The sequence below is a fragment of the Parafrankia elaeagni genome, from assembly GCF_000374165.1.
GTDB classification, from domain to species: Bacteria; Actinomycetota; Actinomycetes; order Frankiales; family Frankiaceae; genus Parafrankia; species Parafrankia elaeagni.
In genome coordinates this window covers 14,503-32,036 of sequence record NZ_KB893716.1, presented here as the reverse complement: position 1 = coordinate 32,036, position 17,534 = coordinate 14,503, and the positions used below count along the sequence as shown (strand labels likewise).

The window sequence follows — 17,534 nt, the reverse complement described above, 5'->3', positions numbered from 1 at the left end:
GGTCAGGTGCTCCAGATGCCGGTGGCCGCGGTGGTCCGGACGTAGTCGGTGAAGTCCGTCGCGGGACGTCCGAGAACGTGCTGGACGTCGTCGGTGGTGTAGGAGTTGCGCCCGTCCAGGCCGTGGCAGATCAGCTCGGTGACGAGGGTGACGTAGTCCGCCGGGATGCCCGCGGCGGCCAGACCCGCCGCGTAGGCCTCGGTGGTGAGGGGGCGGTAGGTGATCTCCCGGTCCGCGGCGCGGCTGATTTCCGCCGTGGCGTCGGCGAAGGTGAGCAGACGGGGGCCGGTGAGGTCGTAGATCCGGCCTGAGTGCTGGTCCGAGGTGAGGGCGGCGACCGCGACGTCGGCGATATCGTCGGCGTCGATGAACGGCTCTGCCACCGTGCCCGCGGGCAGGGCGACCTCGCCGCGTCGGACAGCGCCGTCCAGGTAGTCCTCGCTGAAGTTCTGGTCGAACCAGCTCACCCGCAGGATCGTCCACGCCGCGCCCGACTCCTGGACGGCACGTTCGCTGGGCAGCACCGCGTCCTCACCGCGCTGTGACAGCAGCACGACGCGGCGCACCCCGGCCCGGACCGCCGTCTCGCAGACGGAACGGACCGCCGGAGCCGCCGCGGGAAACGAGAGATCCGGCGAATAGACGACGTACATCGCCTCGATCCCCGCCACCGCGGCTGCCCACGTCGCCGGATCGGTCCAGTCGAACGGCGGTGTGCCGGACCGGGAGCCGATGCGGACCGGTAACCCACGAGCGCTCAGCCTCGCCGCCACCCGCCGGCCGGTCTTCCCTGTCCCGCCGAGCACGAGAACTGCGCCTGCTGTTGTCTCGTTGGCGGACGGGGGATGGTCGGTCGAACCCGCGATATTGGTCATGGCGGCCATCCTCGCCGACCGGTCCCCTGGGAGCCAGGCGTCACCGCGGCGCTCATCCGGTCGGAGCTACGGCACCTCCCACAGGCGGATGCTCCTGTCCCAGCTACCGCTGGCGACGGTGTGCCCGTCCGGGGAGAACGCGAGTGACGCAACGAAGTGGGAGTGCCCGGTCAGTGCCGGCCCGAGAGGGTCGGGATCAGCGGGGTCGGTGATGTCCCACAGCCGCACAGTCCCGTCGCCGGCCGCGCTCGCCAGAGTGTGGTCGTTCGGAGAGATGGCCACCGCCCAGACAATGCCGGTGTGACCGGTCAGCGGTCGCCCCCAAGGCTGTGGTCTGGCGGAGTTTGTCACATTCCACAGGCGGACGAGTGCGTCCTTCCCCCCGGTGGCGAGCGTCCGGGCATCCCTTGAGAACACCAGCGTGTAGACGCCGTCATGACCTTCCGGTAGCGCGCCGTGTGGGAGAGGACGAGCCGGATCGCGCACGTCCCACAGCTTCGCGCTACCGTCCAGACTGCCGGTGGCCAGGGTTCTTCCCTCCGAGGACAGCGCGACCGAGAACACCAGGTCCTCATGCGCAGGGAGGGGCTCACCGAGCGGATCAGGGTCCTCCCGGTCGGTAACATCCCACAGCTGCACCGTGCCGTCGGCGCCGCCGACAGCCATGACCTGACGATCTGTGGCGCGACCGGCGTGCGACACGAACGCCACCGCGTGCAGAGATTTCGCGTCCCCCGCCAACGGGGCGCCGAGAGAATGAGCATGGGACGGGTCCGTGACATCCCACAGGCGTACTGTGCCGTCCTTGGCGACTGAGGCCACGGTCAGCCCGTCGGGGGAGAACGCCACCGCGGTGACCCCGCAGCTGTGTCCGCGCAGAGGGGCGCCGACCTGGTGCGCATGGGACGGATCACTCACATCCCACAGCCGTACTGTCCTGTCCAGAGCACCGCTGGCAAGTATGCGCTTGTTCGGGGAGAAGGCCACCGACGTCACCCAGTCGGTGTGGCCCGTCAGAAGACCTGTCTGGCGGGACGCGGTGCTCGCCGTGTCCTGACTGGGTGTGGTGTCCCTCGTGTCCTGACTGGGTGTGGTGCTCGCCGTGCCCTGACCGGGTGCGGGGCCCCCTGCGTGACAGGACGCGGGGCCCCCTGCGTCCTGATCAGCGGCGGCGATGAGAAGGACGGCGGCGAGCGGGAGCAGCAGCGCGGTGGCGGCGGCGACGCCACGCCGGTGCAGACGTGGCCGGGTGGAGCGGCGGTGTGAGCGCGTGGGCTGCCCGAGCCGGGTGGCCCGCCGCCGTCCTACCCGGGACGGAGCCGACCCGTCATCGCTCTCGATCGCTGCGGGAAAATCCGCGACCGCGGCTGGGGCCGCCGCCACGGCGGTCGGGGGGACGAAGCGGCCCTCTGCGGCAGCCCGGACGTCGTCGTCCAACTGGACTCGGATTCCCGACTTGCCGAGCCAGCCCGTTCCGTAGCTGTCCGCGGCCGCCTCGGCGAGATCGATCGCGAACGCCCTTGCGGACGGTGGCCGGGACTTCGGGTCCGTCGCCAGTGCCCGCAGAATCACGTCGGCGACCGCCGGCGGGACTCCAGCCGGGCGTCGAAGGCCGCGATCGGACGGAGGTGCCGGGCGTTCGCCGGGCACTGGTTCGGCCAGGTCTCCCTCGAAGGGGGACCTGCCGGCCAGCAACAGGTAGAGCATCATGCCCAACGCGTACAGATCCGTGGCTGATCCAAGCCGGCCGCGCGCGATCTGCTCGGGCGCCATGAACAGCGGAGTACCGATGACCGCGCTCGCGGTGCCCGCCGACCCGAACACCCGCTTCGCGATCCCGAAATCCACCACCTTCACCTGCCCGGCAAAGTCGAACATCACATTGTCGGGCTTGATGTCACGATGCAGAACTCCACGCGCATGGGCGTATGCCAGGGCCCCGGCGACCGCCAGGCCGACCGCGCAGAACTCCTCCTGCCCCATGCCCGCCTGCCGGTGGGAAAGACTCCCGCCGGCGAGCATCTCCATGACGATCACATCGAGATCATGGGTGTGGGCGGAGTCGTGGACACGGACGATGTGCGGATGGTCGAGGCTGGCGGTGATTCGCGCCTCGCTGGAGCCGAAGGACCGGTGGGGCCCGCCGGCGGCCAGCACCTTGATCGCTACTTCGCGTTGCAGGCCGCGATGCCAGCCAGCCAGCACCAGCCCGAAGGATCCCGCCCCGATCTCGTCACCCAGGTCGTAGCCGGGCAGCGCCGCCGCCACTCGCGCCCGGTCAAGAAACATGGCCCGGGGTCTCCTCGCCGAGACGTGGGCGACAATCGCGCGTGACCGGCTCCGGTCCGCCTCTCTGCCAGCGCATGGCGCCAAACTCTAGCCAGCCAGCCGTCGCCTCCCGTCACGGGTGCGGGCGGCGGAGGGCGGCTCGGCAAGGTCGGAGAGCTGGCGCCAGAGCAGCTGTTCGACAGGTGACGCGGGCAGGTCCGGGCGGACCTGCTCGGGATGACGGGGAGGAGTCCGAGGCGTGGGCCGGTCTCGCGCCGGTAGTTCGTACCGGACGCCGGTGTAGGCGTAAGCCGTCATCGCTCCGATGGCGTCGAGCTCACGGCCGATCGCTGCCAGCAGACGCCGCATCCCAGTGGTCATGCAGAGATGCTCAGGGGTGGTGCTTATGGGAGACTTGCGTGGCGAGAAACGCCGGCCGGGGGCACGCCGTCGGGCCCCCGGCGCCGATGATCCGTCACACCGCCCCGCCGGGCTTCACTCCCGCGCGGCGTGCCACTGACCGGCTGGCGCGCGGGGCAGGCCCACGTCGGCCAGGTGCAGGATTCCGGGTCTCGCGTCCCTGACGTTGAAGGCGGCGTTGACCGCGGGCAGGGCGGTCATGGTGTCCCACTCGTGGTTGCCCCAGTGGTCGGGCGGAAGGAAGCGGATCCGGGTGTCGATCCCGGGCTCGCCGTCGATGAGCACACGGTACTGGTCGTCGCTGAACTCCCAGCCCTCGTTCAGATGCTTGGTCAGGTACCAGCGGAACTTCATCTGAATGATGGTGTTGCCATCCAGCCTGCCGTTCCAGCCGACCTCCACCGCGGCGTTCGTGTCCTTCTCGATGGTCATGTAGCCCAGGTCGACCGTCTGCGAGGCGGTGGCGTAGGCGAGGAAGAACTCGATGTCGTCGAGCGTGTACTCCAGGGCGTGCGCCATGCGCTGCACGGCCTCCTCCGCCGGCATCATCCACAGCTTCGCCATCTCGGCGATCTCTGGTGTGGTGCCGGTGCGGGAGATGCCCATGGCCTCCCAGGTCTCCTTCGACTCGTAGACGGAGCAGTCGGCCGACTCCAGGATGGAGATCTTCCGGACGTCCCGGCACACGCCGGTCATGGCCGTCACCATCGTGTTGATCCACCCGGGGCTGATGCCCGTGATGTAGAGCGAGCTGCCCCCGCTTGCGCAGGCCGCCTCCAGCCGCTCCTTCGTCTCGCCCTTGACTCCGCCGACGTTGAAGAAGAGGTTGGTGCTGACCACATCCACACCCGCTTCAAGCAGCCGCAGGGCATGGTCGAGATCGGCCATGAAAGGCGTGTAGATGACGGTGTCCGCCTTGAGCGCGATCAGGGCGTCGACATCATCGGTCGCCGCGACGCCGCACGGTGGCCGGCCGCACAGCGTTCCCGCGTCGGTGCCGACCTTGTCCGGTGACCAGGCGTATACACCGACAAGGTCTAATCGCGGGTCGTCGAGTATCGCCCGTAAGGCCAGCTTGCCGACCTTGCCGGTGGTCCACTGGATGACGCGGAGCTTTTCCATACGCCTGCCCGTCCTCTCGCCTGGTGCACCCTGCTGCTAAACAGTTGTATAACGGCGAGGCGTAGGTCGGGAAGGGGTTCCGCAAAGCCTGGGTCCTGGCTGGCTGACGGCCGGCCGGCGGGCCGGTGAGCCGGTGCGTTCTGGGGCGGGCCGGCACCCACGGGAGCGCGTCCGGCCTGGCTGTGCGGATGTGTCGAGGTTCGTCCTGCTGCGATCCGTCTGCGGTCCGCCCTCCGGCAGGCCTGCCGGGACATCCCCCAGCAGGCCTGCCGGCGGATGTCCCGGCAGCGGCTGCTGCCGAAAAGGTTGGTTATTCGACCACTACCCGGACGCGGGCGATGTTCTGGACGAGTCCGTAGGGTGCCTTCCCGTCACCGTTGCGTGCGGAGGTCACCCGGACCACCGGGAAATAGGTGCCGCTTCCGGCGAAGGTATGTGTCGTGGTCGTCCGTACCGACTCCGCGGCGCTGTCGACCGCGGACTGTTCCGGGTAACCACCCCTGCCGTCGAAGTCCCATTCGACCCGCACGATCTTTCCTCCGCCCGGGGGTACCGTCGCCGTCGCGGAGAGAACAACGGGCTCGCCGGCCTTCGCGTCGACGCGAACCGCCGGTGGCCTGACATCGCGGGTTCCGACCCGGCTGACGGTCAGGTCAACGACCGGCTGTACACCCAGGCGGTTGTGGGCGTCGGGTGCCAGATGTACCTGCGCATCGCCGTCGACGGTGTAACCGCTGGTGGCCGGCGGCGCTGTTCCGGTGGTGACCCAGGAATCCAGATCGAGAAGCGCCTGCTGGGACTCACCGCCGTAGCTGACGACATGCGTCCCGGCGGCGGCATCGCGGGGCGAGCTGTGCACGGCGTTGTCCACATACCACAGGCGGTAGTTGTTGTTCAGCTCCGCGCCGAGTGTGTTCTGTGCCTGTGTGCGATACCAGTCCGCGGGCCAGGGAAACGCCTCGACGTCCAGCGTGGAGGCGATCATGATCATTTTTCCGTGGAACGTGCCGGTCGGCACCGCACCACTCGCGGCCTGGGCGAACGTCGGCCCGGCCAGCATGGGCCGCTGGGGGTACAGCGGCGTGGCATCGGCGCCGCGGTACTGGTTCCAGCCGTACATGTCCTGCGACGGCACCTGGTGGCGCTGGTAGTACTGCAGCGCGAGATCCCAGGAGTTGTCCAGGCGCACGTGGTCGCCGGGCCTGATCGAGCCGGTCGTGCCAGGATCCGCGTCGCTCCGGAAGGTCACCTCGGTACCGTTCACGCCGCCGACCAGAACGGATGCGCCGGCTGCCGTGCCGCTGGTGATGACAAGGTCCGCCCCGGTCAGGTCACCGGCTGGCACACCCGAGAGCCGCAGCCCCGTCGGCGGGTCCCCGACGAGACCGGTGACCTCCTCGTCGTGGCGGATCCGCGCGGCGCTGACCGACGACGTGGGATCGGTGCCGGCGTAGCCGGGCTTCGTCCAGAAGTCGTCGACATAGGTGGGGTCGAGGATCCGGACGCCACCGGCCACCGCGTAGAAGGCCCCGCCGTCCATCTCGGCGTGGTCCCACCAGCCGCGGAGCGGCAGCCCGATGCGGGTGACCTCGCGGAGTACCGACTGCTGCTCCTCGTCGAGGCCCGCATAGGGGTCGCCGCTGCCGCCGGGTTCCAGCGCGTCCACTATCTGGGGAAGCTTGTCACGCAGAACGCGCAGCGCCAGCAGCTGCGCGGTCATGCTGCTCGGAATGGCGTTGGGTGTACCCGGCACCATGGGAACGCCACCGTCCCACACGCCCTCGGTGTTCTCCAGCGCGCCGATGGTCTGGTAGGCACCGCCGCTTGCGCCGTAGATGTATCCGCGGGGGCGGGCCGAGTCGGCGTACACCTGGGCCGCCACGACCCGTGAGAAGGCCGCCGCCGCCGCGTTGGCGCGGTAGCCTCCCAGCTCCGCTGCCTTCGGCAGGCCGCCGGCGTTGTTCGTGCGCACGAGATACGCGCCGTTGGAGAGAGCGAAGGCTATTGTCTGGGCCCCGGCCTCGTCGGTGGTCAGAGTCGGATAGGTGTACTGGAAGAAGCGGCCCGCGTACCGCTGCGGGAAGTAGAAGGCGAACGTCGCCTCCGTTCCGCGGAATCCGCCGTGCACGTACCGAAAGCCGACCGTGACCTTCGTGTCCGGATCGGTGACCGACCGGCGCTCGTCCTTGTCGACGTAGGGCTGGTTCAGCTTCGGGTCGATGCATGAGCCGGTGACCACGGGAGTTCCGTCCTCCCTGGCTGTACACGGCCTGCCGGCCAGGGGCGTCGCGCCGATCTGTAAAGGGCTGCCGACGTCGGTCTTCCAGGTCCGCTGAGCGGCCGCGGCCGGATCGTTCGCGTCGGGTTCCCCTCCGGAGGTGCAGGCGGTCGCGAGCACTCCGGCGATGAGCACGATCGCCGGTCCGACCAGCAGCTGGCGCCGGCGACTGGCGCCGACGGCGCCCCCTGGCCTCCGCCTCTCTGGTGGCGAGGCGGTGCCCCGCTCCGTACCGCCGGGTGCTGGAGCGAACAGCGCCATCAGCATGCTTCCTTCGTTTCGGGCGCCTTCTCGGCGCGTCTCGGTGGCGTCCGGACGGACTGCCTGCCGGCAGCGGGTGGCCTCGCGACTCGTGGCCCGCCCGTGCCCCTGGCCGCGATCAGCGGTGTGGCGGACCAGTGCCGCCCTTGACGATCTTCGTTCGATGCGAAAACTGAGTGAATCATAAGAAATTGGCGCATCGCAAGGAGTCAAATCTGGTTAAATAGAGCATTTCGGGCATACAGCGTCACGATGTTTCATGTTCACTCGAACTCGGCATGAGAGATGCTCCTTGCATGGCATCGACAGCCGGCCGCGCCCGTGGTCGCTACGCCCGGACGACCGGCCGCCGGCGCGAGATCGCGCAGGCGGTCCTCGACCTCGTCCTGGAGAAGGGGCACTCGCAGGTGACGATCGCCGACGTCGCCCGGCGCGCCGGCGCCAGCGAGGCCACCGTCCTCTACCACTACCCGAGCAAGGATCACCTCCTCGTCGCCGCCGTCGAGCGGGACAACGAGCTGGCCGTCGCCGAGGCCGAACGCAACGGAGTGCCGCCCGACGCCGGCCTGCCCGGGCTCGACCTCGACGCGCTCGGCGCCCATGTCCAGGCCGCGCTCGCGAGGGAGCCGGTGATGCGTCTACGCGTCGTGCTCGGCGGCCTCGCCGCGATCCCCGGCCATCCCGCGGAGGACTTCCTCGGCCGTCACCGGCAGATCGCCGTCGAGACCTACGCGCGGCTGGTCGCCGACCGTCAACGCAGCGGGCAGGCCCACCCCGGCCTCGATCCGGTCGAGGTCGCCCGGCAGTTCGTCGCCACCTGGGACGGGCTTGCTGCCCAGTGGCTCATCGCCCGGGACTTCGATCTCGGAGCCACCCTCGTCAGCGCGTTCCGCAGGCTCTCCGGCCAGAACTGGATGGATGCGACCCGGGCCATGCTGGAGCCGACGACCGGCCTCTGAGCCTCCGTGAGGCGGTGTCCGCTGCTCGACAGCGGCCGCGCGGCCGCCACGGCCACACTGGGCCGGTGAGCGCGGCGCATGATCCGTCATCCGACGACCCACCGGCGCCCACCGTGACGGTGCGGGCGCTGCCCGGGCAGTTCACCGAGGCGTTCGGCGTCGCACTCCTGCCCGCTGTCCTGGTCGGAACGGTACTGGCCCTGACCCTGGACCTGTCGGGCGACGCCGGGGCGGGGATCGCGGCGGTCGGGTGGCTGCTTCTCACCCCGCTGCTGTGGTGGGGCACGTCGATCCGCTTCGAGCCCGCGCAGCTCGTCGTCACCCGTCCCTGGTCCCGGCGTCGCATCGCCTGGTCCGAGGTTGTCCACGCGACGTGGGCCAACACGTCGGACCCCGAAAGCGGCGACCGGGAACGGTGGGCGGGTGTCGTGGTCCAGCGCCCGCGCCGCGGCGGCCCGCCCGTCACACTGGACGACGCCCCGACCCGGTTCGGGGACTACCGCCGATGGCGGCGGGCGAACCTGCGGACCCGCCGGCTGCCGATCACCTTTCCCGAGCGTCGGCCGCCGACCCCGAACGCCCCACCACAGCTCGACGACGTACCCCGAGGACGGCTCGAGCGCCACGCGCAGCGCGTTCGCGACATTGTCCGCGAGCAACTCGCCGCCCACGGCCACCCCCTGCCCTGATCCCGTGCCGAATTCAGGTCGACAGGGCACTGGCCGATCCGACCGCCTATGCTGCGGCGCTGTCCCGCCTCCGCTCAGGTCGGGCTTTGTAGGCTGGAAGTCATGGGCGAGGGCGACGGGACGGCCGGGGCGGAGCCGCGCACCGGTGCCCAGCCCGAGATACTGACAGTTGCCGATGTCGCGGCGTGGCGGGCCTGGCTGGACGTGAACGAGGCCGTCTCCGACGGGGTGTGGCTGCTGCTGGCGAAGAAGGGCACCACCTCTCCGACGTCGCTGAGTTACGAGCTCGCCCTGCATGAGGCGCTGTGCAGCGGATGGATCGACGGACAGAAGAAGAGCGTCGACGCGGCGACCTTCCGCCTGCGGTTCACCCCACGCCGCAGGAACTCGCTGTGGTCCCTGCGGAACACCGGACTTGTGGCGCGCCTGATCGAGGAGGGTCGGATGCGTCCCCGCGGGCACGCCGAGATCGACCGCGCGAAGGCGGACGGACGATGGGATCGGGCCTACGCCGGAGCGGCCACGGCGACGGTGCCCGACGACCTGGCTGCCGCACTGGCCGCGTCACCGGCTGCCGGGTCGGCGTTCGCGGAACTGAACCGCCGAGACCGCTACGCCGTTCTGCATCGGATCCTGGCAGCGCCGAGTCCGTCCAGTCGGGTGAACCGCCTGGCGAAACTCGTCGCGATGCTCGAACGCGGGGAGCCGCTGCACCCCCAGTGACCGGGACGAACACCGCTCTCGGCCACGGCGCTGGGACCTGACGGCACTGACGGCACTGACGGCTCTCGCACGAGCGTGCTCGGTCTCGAGGGCGCAGGTCGAGTCAGAGGGAGCTCGCATAGCCGGCGGTGACGCGCATCGTCTCGCCGGTGACGAAACGCGCCTTCGCCGAGCAGAGGTAGAGCATCGCGTCGACGATGTCCTGCTCGTTGCCCTCCAGATCGAGGAACTGGTGGTGCCGGTGGCCCTCGATCATCTGCGGGGTGAACTCCTGGCGGATGGTGTCCGTGACATGCAGGCCCGGCGCCAGATTCCGTCCGACATCTGCCGATGCGGAGTACTGATGCGCCTTTTTCCCCGCCCGGGCCGTGTTCTGCTCGCGGCCGTCCTTGCCCTGCCGCCGGCCGTTGGGGCCGCTGCGGTTCCCGCCGCGCAGGCTGACTCGCCCGCCGGAGGGGGCCGGAACCTCCCACCCAGAGGGTAGGTCCCGTCGAATTCGAAGGCGAGGGGACCCCATCGGGCTGTTCAGTGGAGGAAAGAGTCGCGAGTCGCGCAACCGGCTGCGATCGCAGGTACGCGATTTCCTGGTCCGTGAACGACATGGGATCGAGATCCTCCCCCTGCGGTCGGTGTCGTCACCGCGGCCCTTCGCCGCGCCGTGCGGGCGTTGCCGGCCGGGGCGGGCCCGCCGAGGTGTGTTCCGTTCCGGGCGGGTCGAGCGCCCAGTCCGCCACCCCGCCCCACTCGTCCTCGTACACGAGTTCCGCCAGCGGGCGCCGGCGCACCGGGCCGTGCCGGCCCGCCGGCCTGCCCAGCGTGATCGTGCCGGCGACGAAGGTGTTGGCCGGCACTCCCAACAGGTCTCTCAGCTCGGCGTCGACGGCGAAGTTCCAGCCGGTGAACGCGCCGCCGTAACCGAGCGCGCGGGCGGCGAGCAGCAGGTTCTGACAGGCCGGATACACCGAGGCACCTTCGGACGGCGTCGGGTCGCGGTACCGGACCAGGCACGGGAGAACGACCACCGGGATCCGCTCGAACTCGTCGACGAACTGCTGCATCGCGCGCGCCGTCCGGGCCTTGGGCGAGTCGGTCTGTCTCCCTGAGCCGCTGTCGTATCCGTCCGCCTGGCGTTTTCCGTTCCAGACCCGCCGGGCGGCCTGCCCGATCAACGCTTTCGCCGCGGCAGCCTTCGGGCCGTCCGTCAGCACGATGAACCGGAACGGCTGCCGGTTGGAGCCGCTCGGCGCCCGGGTGGCGGCGAACAGCATGGCCCGTAACGCCTGGCGCGGCACCGGTTCGTCGGTGTACCGGCGGATGGCCCGCGTGGTCGTCAGCCCTTCCAGCAGGCCCACCGTGTCCGCCGGAAGCGGTGCCGCCCAGGTCGTCTCCGCGGTACCGCCCTCCCCGCCGGCGCTCACCTCACCGGCGCTCACCTCACCGGCGCTCACCTCACCGGCGTCGGCCTCCTGCGCCACGTCCGTCTCCCGCCTGGTCATCGATCAGACCCTCCTGCTCGCCGCCGCCAGGCTACGGGGCCGTCCGACCGTCGAGGAGCGTGACGATGGAGGCCGGGGTGAGCGGCAGGTGGGTGATGGTGACACCGAACGGGGCGAGCGCGTCGGCCACCGCGTTGATGACGGCGGGGGGCGCGCCGATCGCGCCGCCCTCACCGACGCCCTTGTGGCCGCCGGGCCCCGGGCCCGGCGTCTCCAGGTGGACGTGCTCGATCTCGGGAACCTCGGCGATCGTGGGCAGCAGGTAGTCGATGAAGGTGGTCGCGACCGGGTTGCCGTCGTCGTCGTAGGCGAGGTCCTCGTAGAGGGCACCGCCGATGCCCTGCACGGTGCCGCCGTCGATCTGGCCCTCGACGATGTTCGGGTTGATCCGCGGCCCGCAGTCCTCACTGACGATGTAGCGCAGGAACGTGACGACCCCGGTCACGGTGTCGACCTCGCAGGTGCACACGTGCGTGGCGTTCGCCCAGAGCATCGGGGCCTGCGCCTGGTGCCGGCCGCTCGCCTCCAGCCCCGGCTGCACACCGGGCGGCAGGCTGCCGGACTCGAAGTACGCGATGTTCGCGATCTCGGCGATCGACAGGCCGACCGTCGGGGTGCCGCGCACGGTCGCCCGGCCGTTCCCGAGCTCGATGTCGTCGACCGCTGCCTCCAGCCGGTGCGCGGCGATCGCGATGATGCGTTCGCGCAGGATCTCCGCCGTCGACCCGACCGCACCGACGATCATCGAGCCGCTGCGGCTGCCGCCGGTGCCGCCGCCGAAGGGCGTGACGGCGGTGTCGCCCTGGATGCTGTTCACGTCGTCGATGTCCACACCGAGCACGTCGGCCGCCACCTGGACGGCGGTGGTCTCCAGGCTGTTGCCGGTCGAGCCGCCGGCGACGTACACGTTGACGGCGCCGGTCGGCTCGATGCGGATGGTCGCGCCCTCGGTCGCGTAGTACGGCATGCCGGCGGTGGTCGGCTCGACGTAGCTGCAGGTGCCGACGCCGATGTAGCGCCCGTTCGCGCGGGCCTCGGCCTGCTCGCGGCGGAAGGCGTCGTAGTCGAGCAGCGTCAGTGCCTCCTCGAACACCTCGCGGGGCGACATGTGGTCGTAGGGCATCCCGCAGGGGTTCACGTGCGGCATGTCGGCGCGGGCGAGGAAGTTGCGCCGGCGCAGCTCGATCGGGTCGATGCCCATGTGCCGGGCCGCGTTGTCGAGCAGCACCTCCCGGGCGACCGACTCGTACTGCCACGGCCCGCGGTACGCGCCGCGGCCCAGCGTGTTCGAGAACACCGACGTCGTCGACCAGGTCGCGAGCGGCACGCGGTACGGGCCGGGGAACATCAGACAGACCGCCACCGAGGTGCCCACCGGCCACGGCGTCGGGTACGCCCCGACGTCCTGCACATGGTCGATCTGCGCGGCGAGAATGGTGCCGTCCGCGTCGAAGGCCATGCGCGCCAGGCCGTGTTCATGGCGGGCCATGTTGCCGGCCATGAGGTTCTCGCGCCGGTCCTCGATCCACTTCAGCGCCGCCGGCACCTTCTTCGCGGCGAGCAGGATGCACATGTCCTCGCGCAGCGCCTGGACCTTCTGCCCGAAGCCGCCACCGGCGTCCCGCATGATGACCCGGACGCGGTGCTCCGGCATGCCGAGCAGCCGCCCGGCGAACGCCCGCAGCTCGTGCGGCGCCTGCGACGTCGCCCAGATCGTGAGCTCCCCGCCCGACCACTCCACGACGATGCCCCGGGTCTCCATCGGTACCGGGGCGTACGCCTGCTGGTAGACGGTCCCGGTCTCGACATGGGCGGCGGTCCGGCAGACCTCGTCGATCTCGTCCGGCGGCGCCCCGCGCAGTTCTCCGGCGACGTTGTTGGCGTAGGCCTCGTGCACGCGCTCACTGGAGGCCTGCGCCTGCTCGTAGTTCGCGACCGCGGGCAGCGGGTCGTAGTCGACGTCGACGAGTTCCATCGCGTCCTCGGCGACGTAGCGGTTGACCGCGACCACGAGCGCGACGGGATCGCCGACGAAACGCACCTCGCCCTCGGCGAGAGCGGGCCGCGGGGTGTCCGGGACGTCGCGCCCGACGACTGCGTGCCACTGCTCGTGGACGCCGGGATTGAGGTCCGAGGCGACGAACACGGCATGGACCCCGTCGAGCGCGAGCGCCGCCGACGTGTCGATGCCGACGATGCGCGCCCGGGCGAACGGGCTGCGCACGAAGCACGCGTGCAGCATCCCGGGCCGCGTGATGTCGTCGACGAACGTGCCCTGCCCGGTCAGCAGCCGCGGGTCCTCGACTCGCCGTACCCGGGCACCGGTGTAACGGGCAGCGGCCGTCGTGACGGCGACATCCGTCATGCTTTCCTCCACAGTGGCAGTAGTTCGAGATCGGAGTCGGTCACAGCATCGGAGTCGGTCACAGCGGAGCCGGTCCCAGGGTCGGGGCCGGTCACAGGATCGTGGTGGATGGGGCCCGAGACGGAGCTCAGCTGCGCACCCGACCCGCCCCAGCGGGACGCGATGATCTCCGCCGCGATGGAGACGGCGGTTTCCTCCGGGGTTCGGCCGCCGATGTCGAGGCCGATGGGGGCGCGCAGCCGGGCGAGGTCCGCCGTGGTGAACCCGCGTTTCCGCAGGCGGGCGAGGCGGTCGTCGTTCGTGCGCCGCGATCCCATCGCACCGAGGTAGGCCAGCGGCATTCTCAGCGCCACCTCGAGCAGCGGGACGTCGAACTTCGGGTCGTGGGTGAGGACGCACACGACGGTGCGTTCGTCGACCTCGGTGCGGGTGAGGTACCGGTGCGGCCACTCGACGACGACCTCGTCGGCATCGGGGAACCGCGCCCGCGTCGCGAAGGTCGCCCGCGCGTCGCAGACGGTGACCCGGTAGCCCAGGAAGGTGCCGATGCGGGCCACCGCGGCGGCGAAGTCGATCGCGCCGAACACGATCATCCGCGGGCGCGGTGCGTAGGCGGCGACGAAGACGGCGACGTCGGTGCCGCGCCGTTCCCCGCGCGGGCCGTAGCGCAGGACCGCGGTGGTTCCCCGCTCCAGCAGGCCGCGGGCGTCGTCGCGGACGGCGTCGTCGAGACGGGGCCCGCCGAGTGAGCCCGCGACGGTGTCGGGCCGCACGACGAGCCGGGCCCCGACCGGGCTGTCGGCGACCCCGCTGACGAGGGTCGCCACCGCCACCGGACGTCCGGCCCGGATGTCGTCGACGATCTCACCCAGGTCGGGGAAGGTCTGCTGGCTCACGGGTTCGACGAAGACGTCGATGATCCCGCCGCAGGTGAGGCCGACGGAGAACGCGTCGTCGTCGCTGACGCCGTAGCGCCGCAGCTGCGGGGCGGCGGTCGTCCGGCACGAGCCGGCGAGTTCGTAGACGTCGCCCTCGACGCATCCGCCGGAGACACTGCCCGCGGCGGTGCCGTCGGGGGCGACGAGCATCGCGGCGCCCGGCTGGCGCGGCGCGGACTTCCAGGTGCCCACGACGGTGGCCAGGCCGACCGTCTCACCGGCCGACCACCACCGATGGAGCTCCTCGAGCACATCACGCATGGAGGATCACCTCTGCCAGTTCCTGGAGTGCGTCGAACGTGTGCCCGGCCAGCAGCTCGTCGACATGGGGGAGGGCGGCCGCCATCCCGGCCGCGACCGGTGCGAACCCTTCCCGCCCCCGGTGCGGGTTCACCCACAGGACCCGGTGGGAGAGCCGGGAGAGCCGGGCGGTCTGCTCGCCGAGCAGGGTCACGTCACCACGCTCCCACCCGTCCGAGACGAGCACGGTGACGGCCTGCCGGGTGGCGCCGCGCTGACCCCACAGGTCCAGCATCGCTCGCAGGGACTCACCGAGCCTGGTGCCGCCGCTCCAGTCCGGGATGGCTCTGCCGGCCGCGTCGAGGGCCTCCTGCGGATCGCGCAGGCGCAGGTGCGGGGTCAGCCGGGTCAGCCGGGTACCGACGGTGAACACCTCGGTGCCGGCGGGTCGCACCCGCACCGCCGCGTGGGCGAAGCGCAGCATCAGGTCCGCGTAGGGGGCCATCGAACCGCTGACGTCGATGAGCAGGACCAGCCGGCGGGCACGCACCCGGCGGCGCAGTGTGGGCAGCCGCAGGGGCTCGCCGCCGCGGACCATGCCGCGCACCGTCCGCCGTAGGTCGAGGCGCCGGCCGCGGCCGGGCTGCCAGCGGTGGGTGCGGCGCACCCCCGCCCGGGGAGCGAGCAGTGCGACGAGCCGGTTCACCTCGGCCCGCTCCGCCGTGGTGAGCTGCGTGACGTCCTTGTGGCGCAGGCGTTCGGCCTCGCTGGCGGCGACCGCCAGCTCGTCCTCCTCCCCCAGGGCGTCGTGGCCCGGCGGGGTCTGGGACGACGCGCGCGCCGCGCGGACCGCACCGGCCCGCGCCGGCGGAGGTGGTGGCGGGGTCGGGGGGCCGCCGGCGCGCGCGGCCGGGCCGAACCACTCCTCGAACAGGGTGTCGTACCGAGCCAGGTCGTCCGGCTCGGCGCACAGGGTCAGCCGGCCGGCCCAGTACACCGCCGTGGGATCCGTCGCGTCGAGGTGCGCGACCGCCTCGACCGCGGCGGCCAGCCGGCTGGTGTCGGCCGGGACACCCTGGGCGCGCAGCATGCGGGCGAAGCCGGTCAGGGCGACCACCGGGTCGGGTGGCGTCGGGGCGTGGTCCAGGTTCATGGCTCAGCCTCCGAGTAACTCGCCGAGGCTGCGCTCCACCCGGACGAAGTCCTCGCGGTACTTCACCACCGCGCCGAGGGTGGCCCGCGCCGCCTCCTCGTCCAGGCGGCTGGCGCCGAGGGTGTGCAGAGCGTGCGCCCAGTCGATCGTCTCGGCCACGCCGGGTGGCTTGAGGAGGTCGGCCGTGCGGAGCCGGCCCGCGGTCCGGGCGACGTCGGCGACGAGCCGTACCGCCGCGTCGGGTACCCGTGACCGCACGATCGCGACCTCCCGGTCGAAGTCGGGGTGCGCGAGCCACAGGTAGAGGCAGCGACGCTTGAGCGCGTCGTGCACCTCGCGGGTGCGGTTCGAGGTGATCACGGTCAGCGGGGGGACGTCCGCCGTGATGGTGCCGAGCTCCGGCACCGTCACGGCGTTCTCGGCCAGCACCTCCAGCAGGAACGCCTCGAACTCGTCGTCGGCGCGGTCGATCTCGTCGATGAGCAGGACGGCGGGGCTCTGCTCGAGAGCGAGCAGGATCGGCCTGGCGATCAGGAACCGCCGGTCGTACAGGGACGCCTCGAGATCCCCCCGGTCACCGGCACCGCCAGCGCCGGCGGTGGGGTCGGAGCCCGCGGCGCGCAGGTGCAGGATCTGCCGTGGGAAGTCCCAGTCGTAGAGCGCCTGGCTGGCGTCGATGCCCTCGTAGCACTGCAGGCGCAGGAGCCGGACGCCGCAGATCTCCGTCAGCGCGTGCGCCAGGGCGGTCTTGCCGACTCCCGGGTCGCCCTCCACGAACAACGGCCGGTGCATCCTCATCGCGAGGAACACCGCGGTGGCGATCCCCGGGCTCGGCAGATAGCCGGCCGCTTCGAGGGCGTCCGCCACGGCGGTCGGATCGGCGAAGTCGGGGAACGACATGACGGGAGCTACCACCGCTCAACTCGTGCAGGAACGCGGACGGAGCGGGATCTCTAGCCGCAGAGCCGCTGCCGTGCACCGCGCAGCAGAGTGTTCAGCAGCCACCCCGCCAGGAAGGCGGCGAACAGCGGGGCGAAGTGCTTCAGCACCGGCGCCCCGGCCGTGCCGAGCAGGTCGACGGGCTCGGCCACCGGCTGGTTGATGACACGCGTCACCGGCTTCGCTGGCGCCGCGGCTCCGGCCGGGTCGACGACGGCGGCGGCGGGAACGGCGGCGGGAGCCGCAGCGGATCCGGCCGAGGGAGCCGCAGCGACTCCGGGAGCGGACGCGGCCGGAGCCGCCGCGGAGGTCTCCACGGCCGCCGGCACGGGCTCGGGGGCGGGCGGAGCGGTGTCGTCGTCGCCCCTGAGCACGGTTGACTCGAGGGAGTCGACGAAGCGGCCCAGCAGGCTGGCGCTGACGTCGGCGATCACACCGCGGCCGAACTGGGCGACCTTGCCGGTGATGTGCAGGTCGGTCAGCACGACGGCCTTCGTGCCGTCGCCGTCGGGGGCGAGGGTGACGGTGATGGTGGCCGACGCGTTGCCCTGGCCGCGGGTCTCCTTGCCGTCGGCCTTGAGGACCGCGCGGTGCGCCGCCTCGTCACGTTCGAGGAAGGTCGCTGTTCCCCTGTACTGGGCGGTGATCGGGCCCACCTTGACCTTCACGGCACCGCGGTACTCCTCGCCGGCGACCTCCAGGAGCTGCGCGCCCGGCATGCAGGGTGCGATGCGTTCGAGGTCGGTGAGAACCGCCCAGGTGGTGGCGGGGCTGGCGGCGACGCGGAACTCGTTGGTCAGTTCCATGG

Annotated in this window: 15 protein-coding genes and 1 pseudogene; 3 read left to right on the top strand and 13 right to left on the bottom strand. The window is 71.3% G+C overall.

All coding sequences use genetic code 11. The features are described from left to right. Window positions 1-2 precede the first annotated feature (2 nt). From B207_RS0110330 to B207_RS33385, 5 genes are all read right to left on the bottom strand, one after another. On the bottom strand, window positions 3-875 hold the full coding sequence (locus B207_RS0110330; RefSeq protein WP_018636457.1) for an NAD(P)H-binding protein: 873 nt from the start codon (window positions 873-875) through the stop codon (window positions 3-5). Window positions 876-941: 66 nt separating this feature from the next. Next, on the bottom strand, window positions 942-3,164 hold the full coding sequence (locus B207_RS0110325; protein ID WP_026310909.1) for a WD40 repeat domain-containing serine/threonine protein kinase: 2,223 nt from the start codon (window positions 3,162-3,164) through the stop codon (window positions 942-944). An 87-nt stretch (window positions 3,165-3,251) separates the two neighbouring features. After that, complete coding sequence (locus B207_RS0110320; RefSeq protein ID WP_154675261.1) at window positions 3,252-3,524, bottom strand: DUF6059 family protein; 273 nt, start codon at window positions 3,522-3,524, stop codon at window positions 3,252-3,254. 114 nt (window positions 3,525-3,638) lie between these two features. Beyond that, window positions 3,639-4,685, bottom strand: a complete 1,047-nt coding sequence (locus B207_RS0110315) for an NAD(P)H-dependent amine dehydrogenase family protein (RefSeq protein ID WP_018636453.1) — start codon at window positions 4,683-4,685, stop codon at window positions 3,639-3,641. Window positions 4,686-4,995: 310 nt separating this feature from the next. Further along, window positions 4,996-7,224: a PKD domain-containing protein gene (locus B207_RS33385; protein WP_230204957.1), complete on the bottom strand. Its 2,229-nt coding sequence runs from the start codon at window positions 7,222-7,224 to the stop codon at window positions 4,996-4,998. Window positions 7,225-7,520: 296 nt separating this feature from the next. On the opposite strand from B207_RS33385, the gene B207_RS0110305 reads away from it, so the two are divergent. The 3 genes from B207_RS0110305 (at window position 7,521) to B207_RS0110295 (ending at window position 9,595) form a co-directional block, all read left to right on the top strand. Beyond that, window positions 7,521-8,183, top strand: coding sequence for a TetR/AcrR family transcriptional regulator (locus B207_RS0110305; RefSeq protein WP_018636449.1), 663 nt, complete (start codon window positions 7,521-7,523; stop codon window positions 8,181-8,183). Between the two features lie 65 nt (window positions 8,184-8,248). After that, window positions 8,249-8,872 (top strand): permease, encoded by a 624-nt coding sequence (locus tag B207_RS0110300; RefSeq protein ID WP_195905272.1) that lies wholly within the window; start codon window positions 8,249-8,251, stop codon window positions 8,870-8,872. Window positions 8,873-8,974: 102 nt separating this feature from the next. After that, window positions 8,975-9,595 carry a YdeI/OmpD-associated family protein gene (locus B207_RS0110295; RefSeq protein WP_018636445.1) on the top strand — a complete coding sequence of 207 codons (621 nt, stop codon included), beginning with the start codon at window positions 8,975-8,977 and terminating at the stop codon, window positions 9,593-9,595. Between the two features lie 103 nt (window positions 9,596-9,698). Here B207_RS0110295 and B207_RS38180 read toward each other — a convergent pair whose 3' ends face one another. The 8 genes and pseudogenes from B207_RS38180 to B207_RS0110260 form a co-directional block, all read right to left on the bottom strand. Then, a complete protein-coding gene (locus B207_RS38180) occupies window positions 9,699-9,851 on the bottom strand; it encodes an SDR family oxidoreductase (protein WP_018636444.1) in 153 nt (50 codons plus the stop codon). A 199-nt stretch (window positions 9,852-10,050) separates the two neighbouring features. Then, window positions 10,051-10,197 (bottom strand): annotated as a pseudogene (locus B207_RS42800) (PPOX class F420-dependent oxidoreductase); the annotation flags it as partial. Window positions 10,198-10,230: 33 nt separating this feature from the next. Continuing rightward, entirely contained in the window at window positions 10,231-11,091 is an 861-nt protein-coding gene (locus B207_RS0110285; RefSeq protein ID WP_018636443.1) for a nitroreductase family protein, read from the bottom strand. A gap of 31 nt (window positions 11,092-11,122) precedes the next feature. Then, entirely contained in the window at window positions 11,123-13,456 is a 2,334-nt protein-coding gene (locus B207_RS0110280) for a xanthine dehydrogenase family protein molybdopterin-binding subunit (protein WP_018636442.1), read from the bottom strand. Further along, a complete protein-coding gene (locus B207_RS0110275) occupies window positions 13,453-14,655 on the bottom strand; it encodes an XdhC family protein (protein WP_018636441.1) in 1,203 nt (400 codons plus the stop codon). The genes B207_RS0110280 and B207_RS0110275 overlap by 4 nt, the downstream gene beginning before the upstream one ends. After that, window positions 14,648-15,787, bottom strand: a complete 1,140-nt coding sequence (locus B207_RS0110270) for a vWA domain-containing protein (protein WP_018636440.1) — start codon at window positions 15,785-15,787, stop codon at window positions 14,648-14,650. The genes B207_RS0110275 and B207_RS0110270 overlap by 8 nt, the downstream gene beginning before the upstream one ends. Before the next feature lie 3 nt (window positions 15,788-15,790). Next, window positions 15,791-16,687: an AAA family ATPase gene (locus B207_RS0110265; protein WP_018636439.1), complete on the bottom strand. Its 897-nt coding sequence runs from the start codon at window positions 16,685-16,687 to the stop codon at window positions 15,791-15,793. Between the two features lie 53 nt (window positions 16,688-16,740). After that, on the bottom strand, window positions 16,741-17,532 hold the full coding sequence (locus tag B207_RS0110260) for an SRPBCC family protein (protein ID WP_018636438.1): 792 nt from the start codon (window positions 17,530-17,532) through the stop codon (window positions 16,741-16,743). Window positions 17,533-17,534 lie beyond the last annotated feature (2 nt).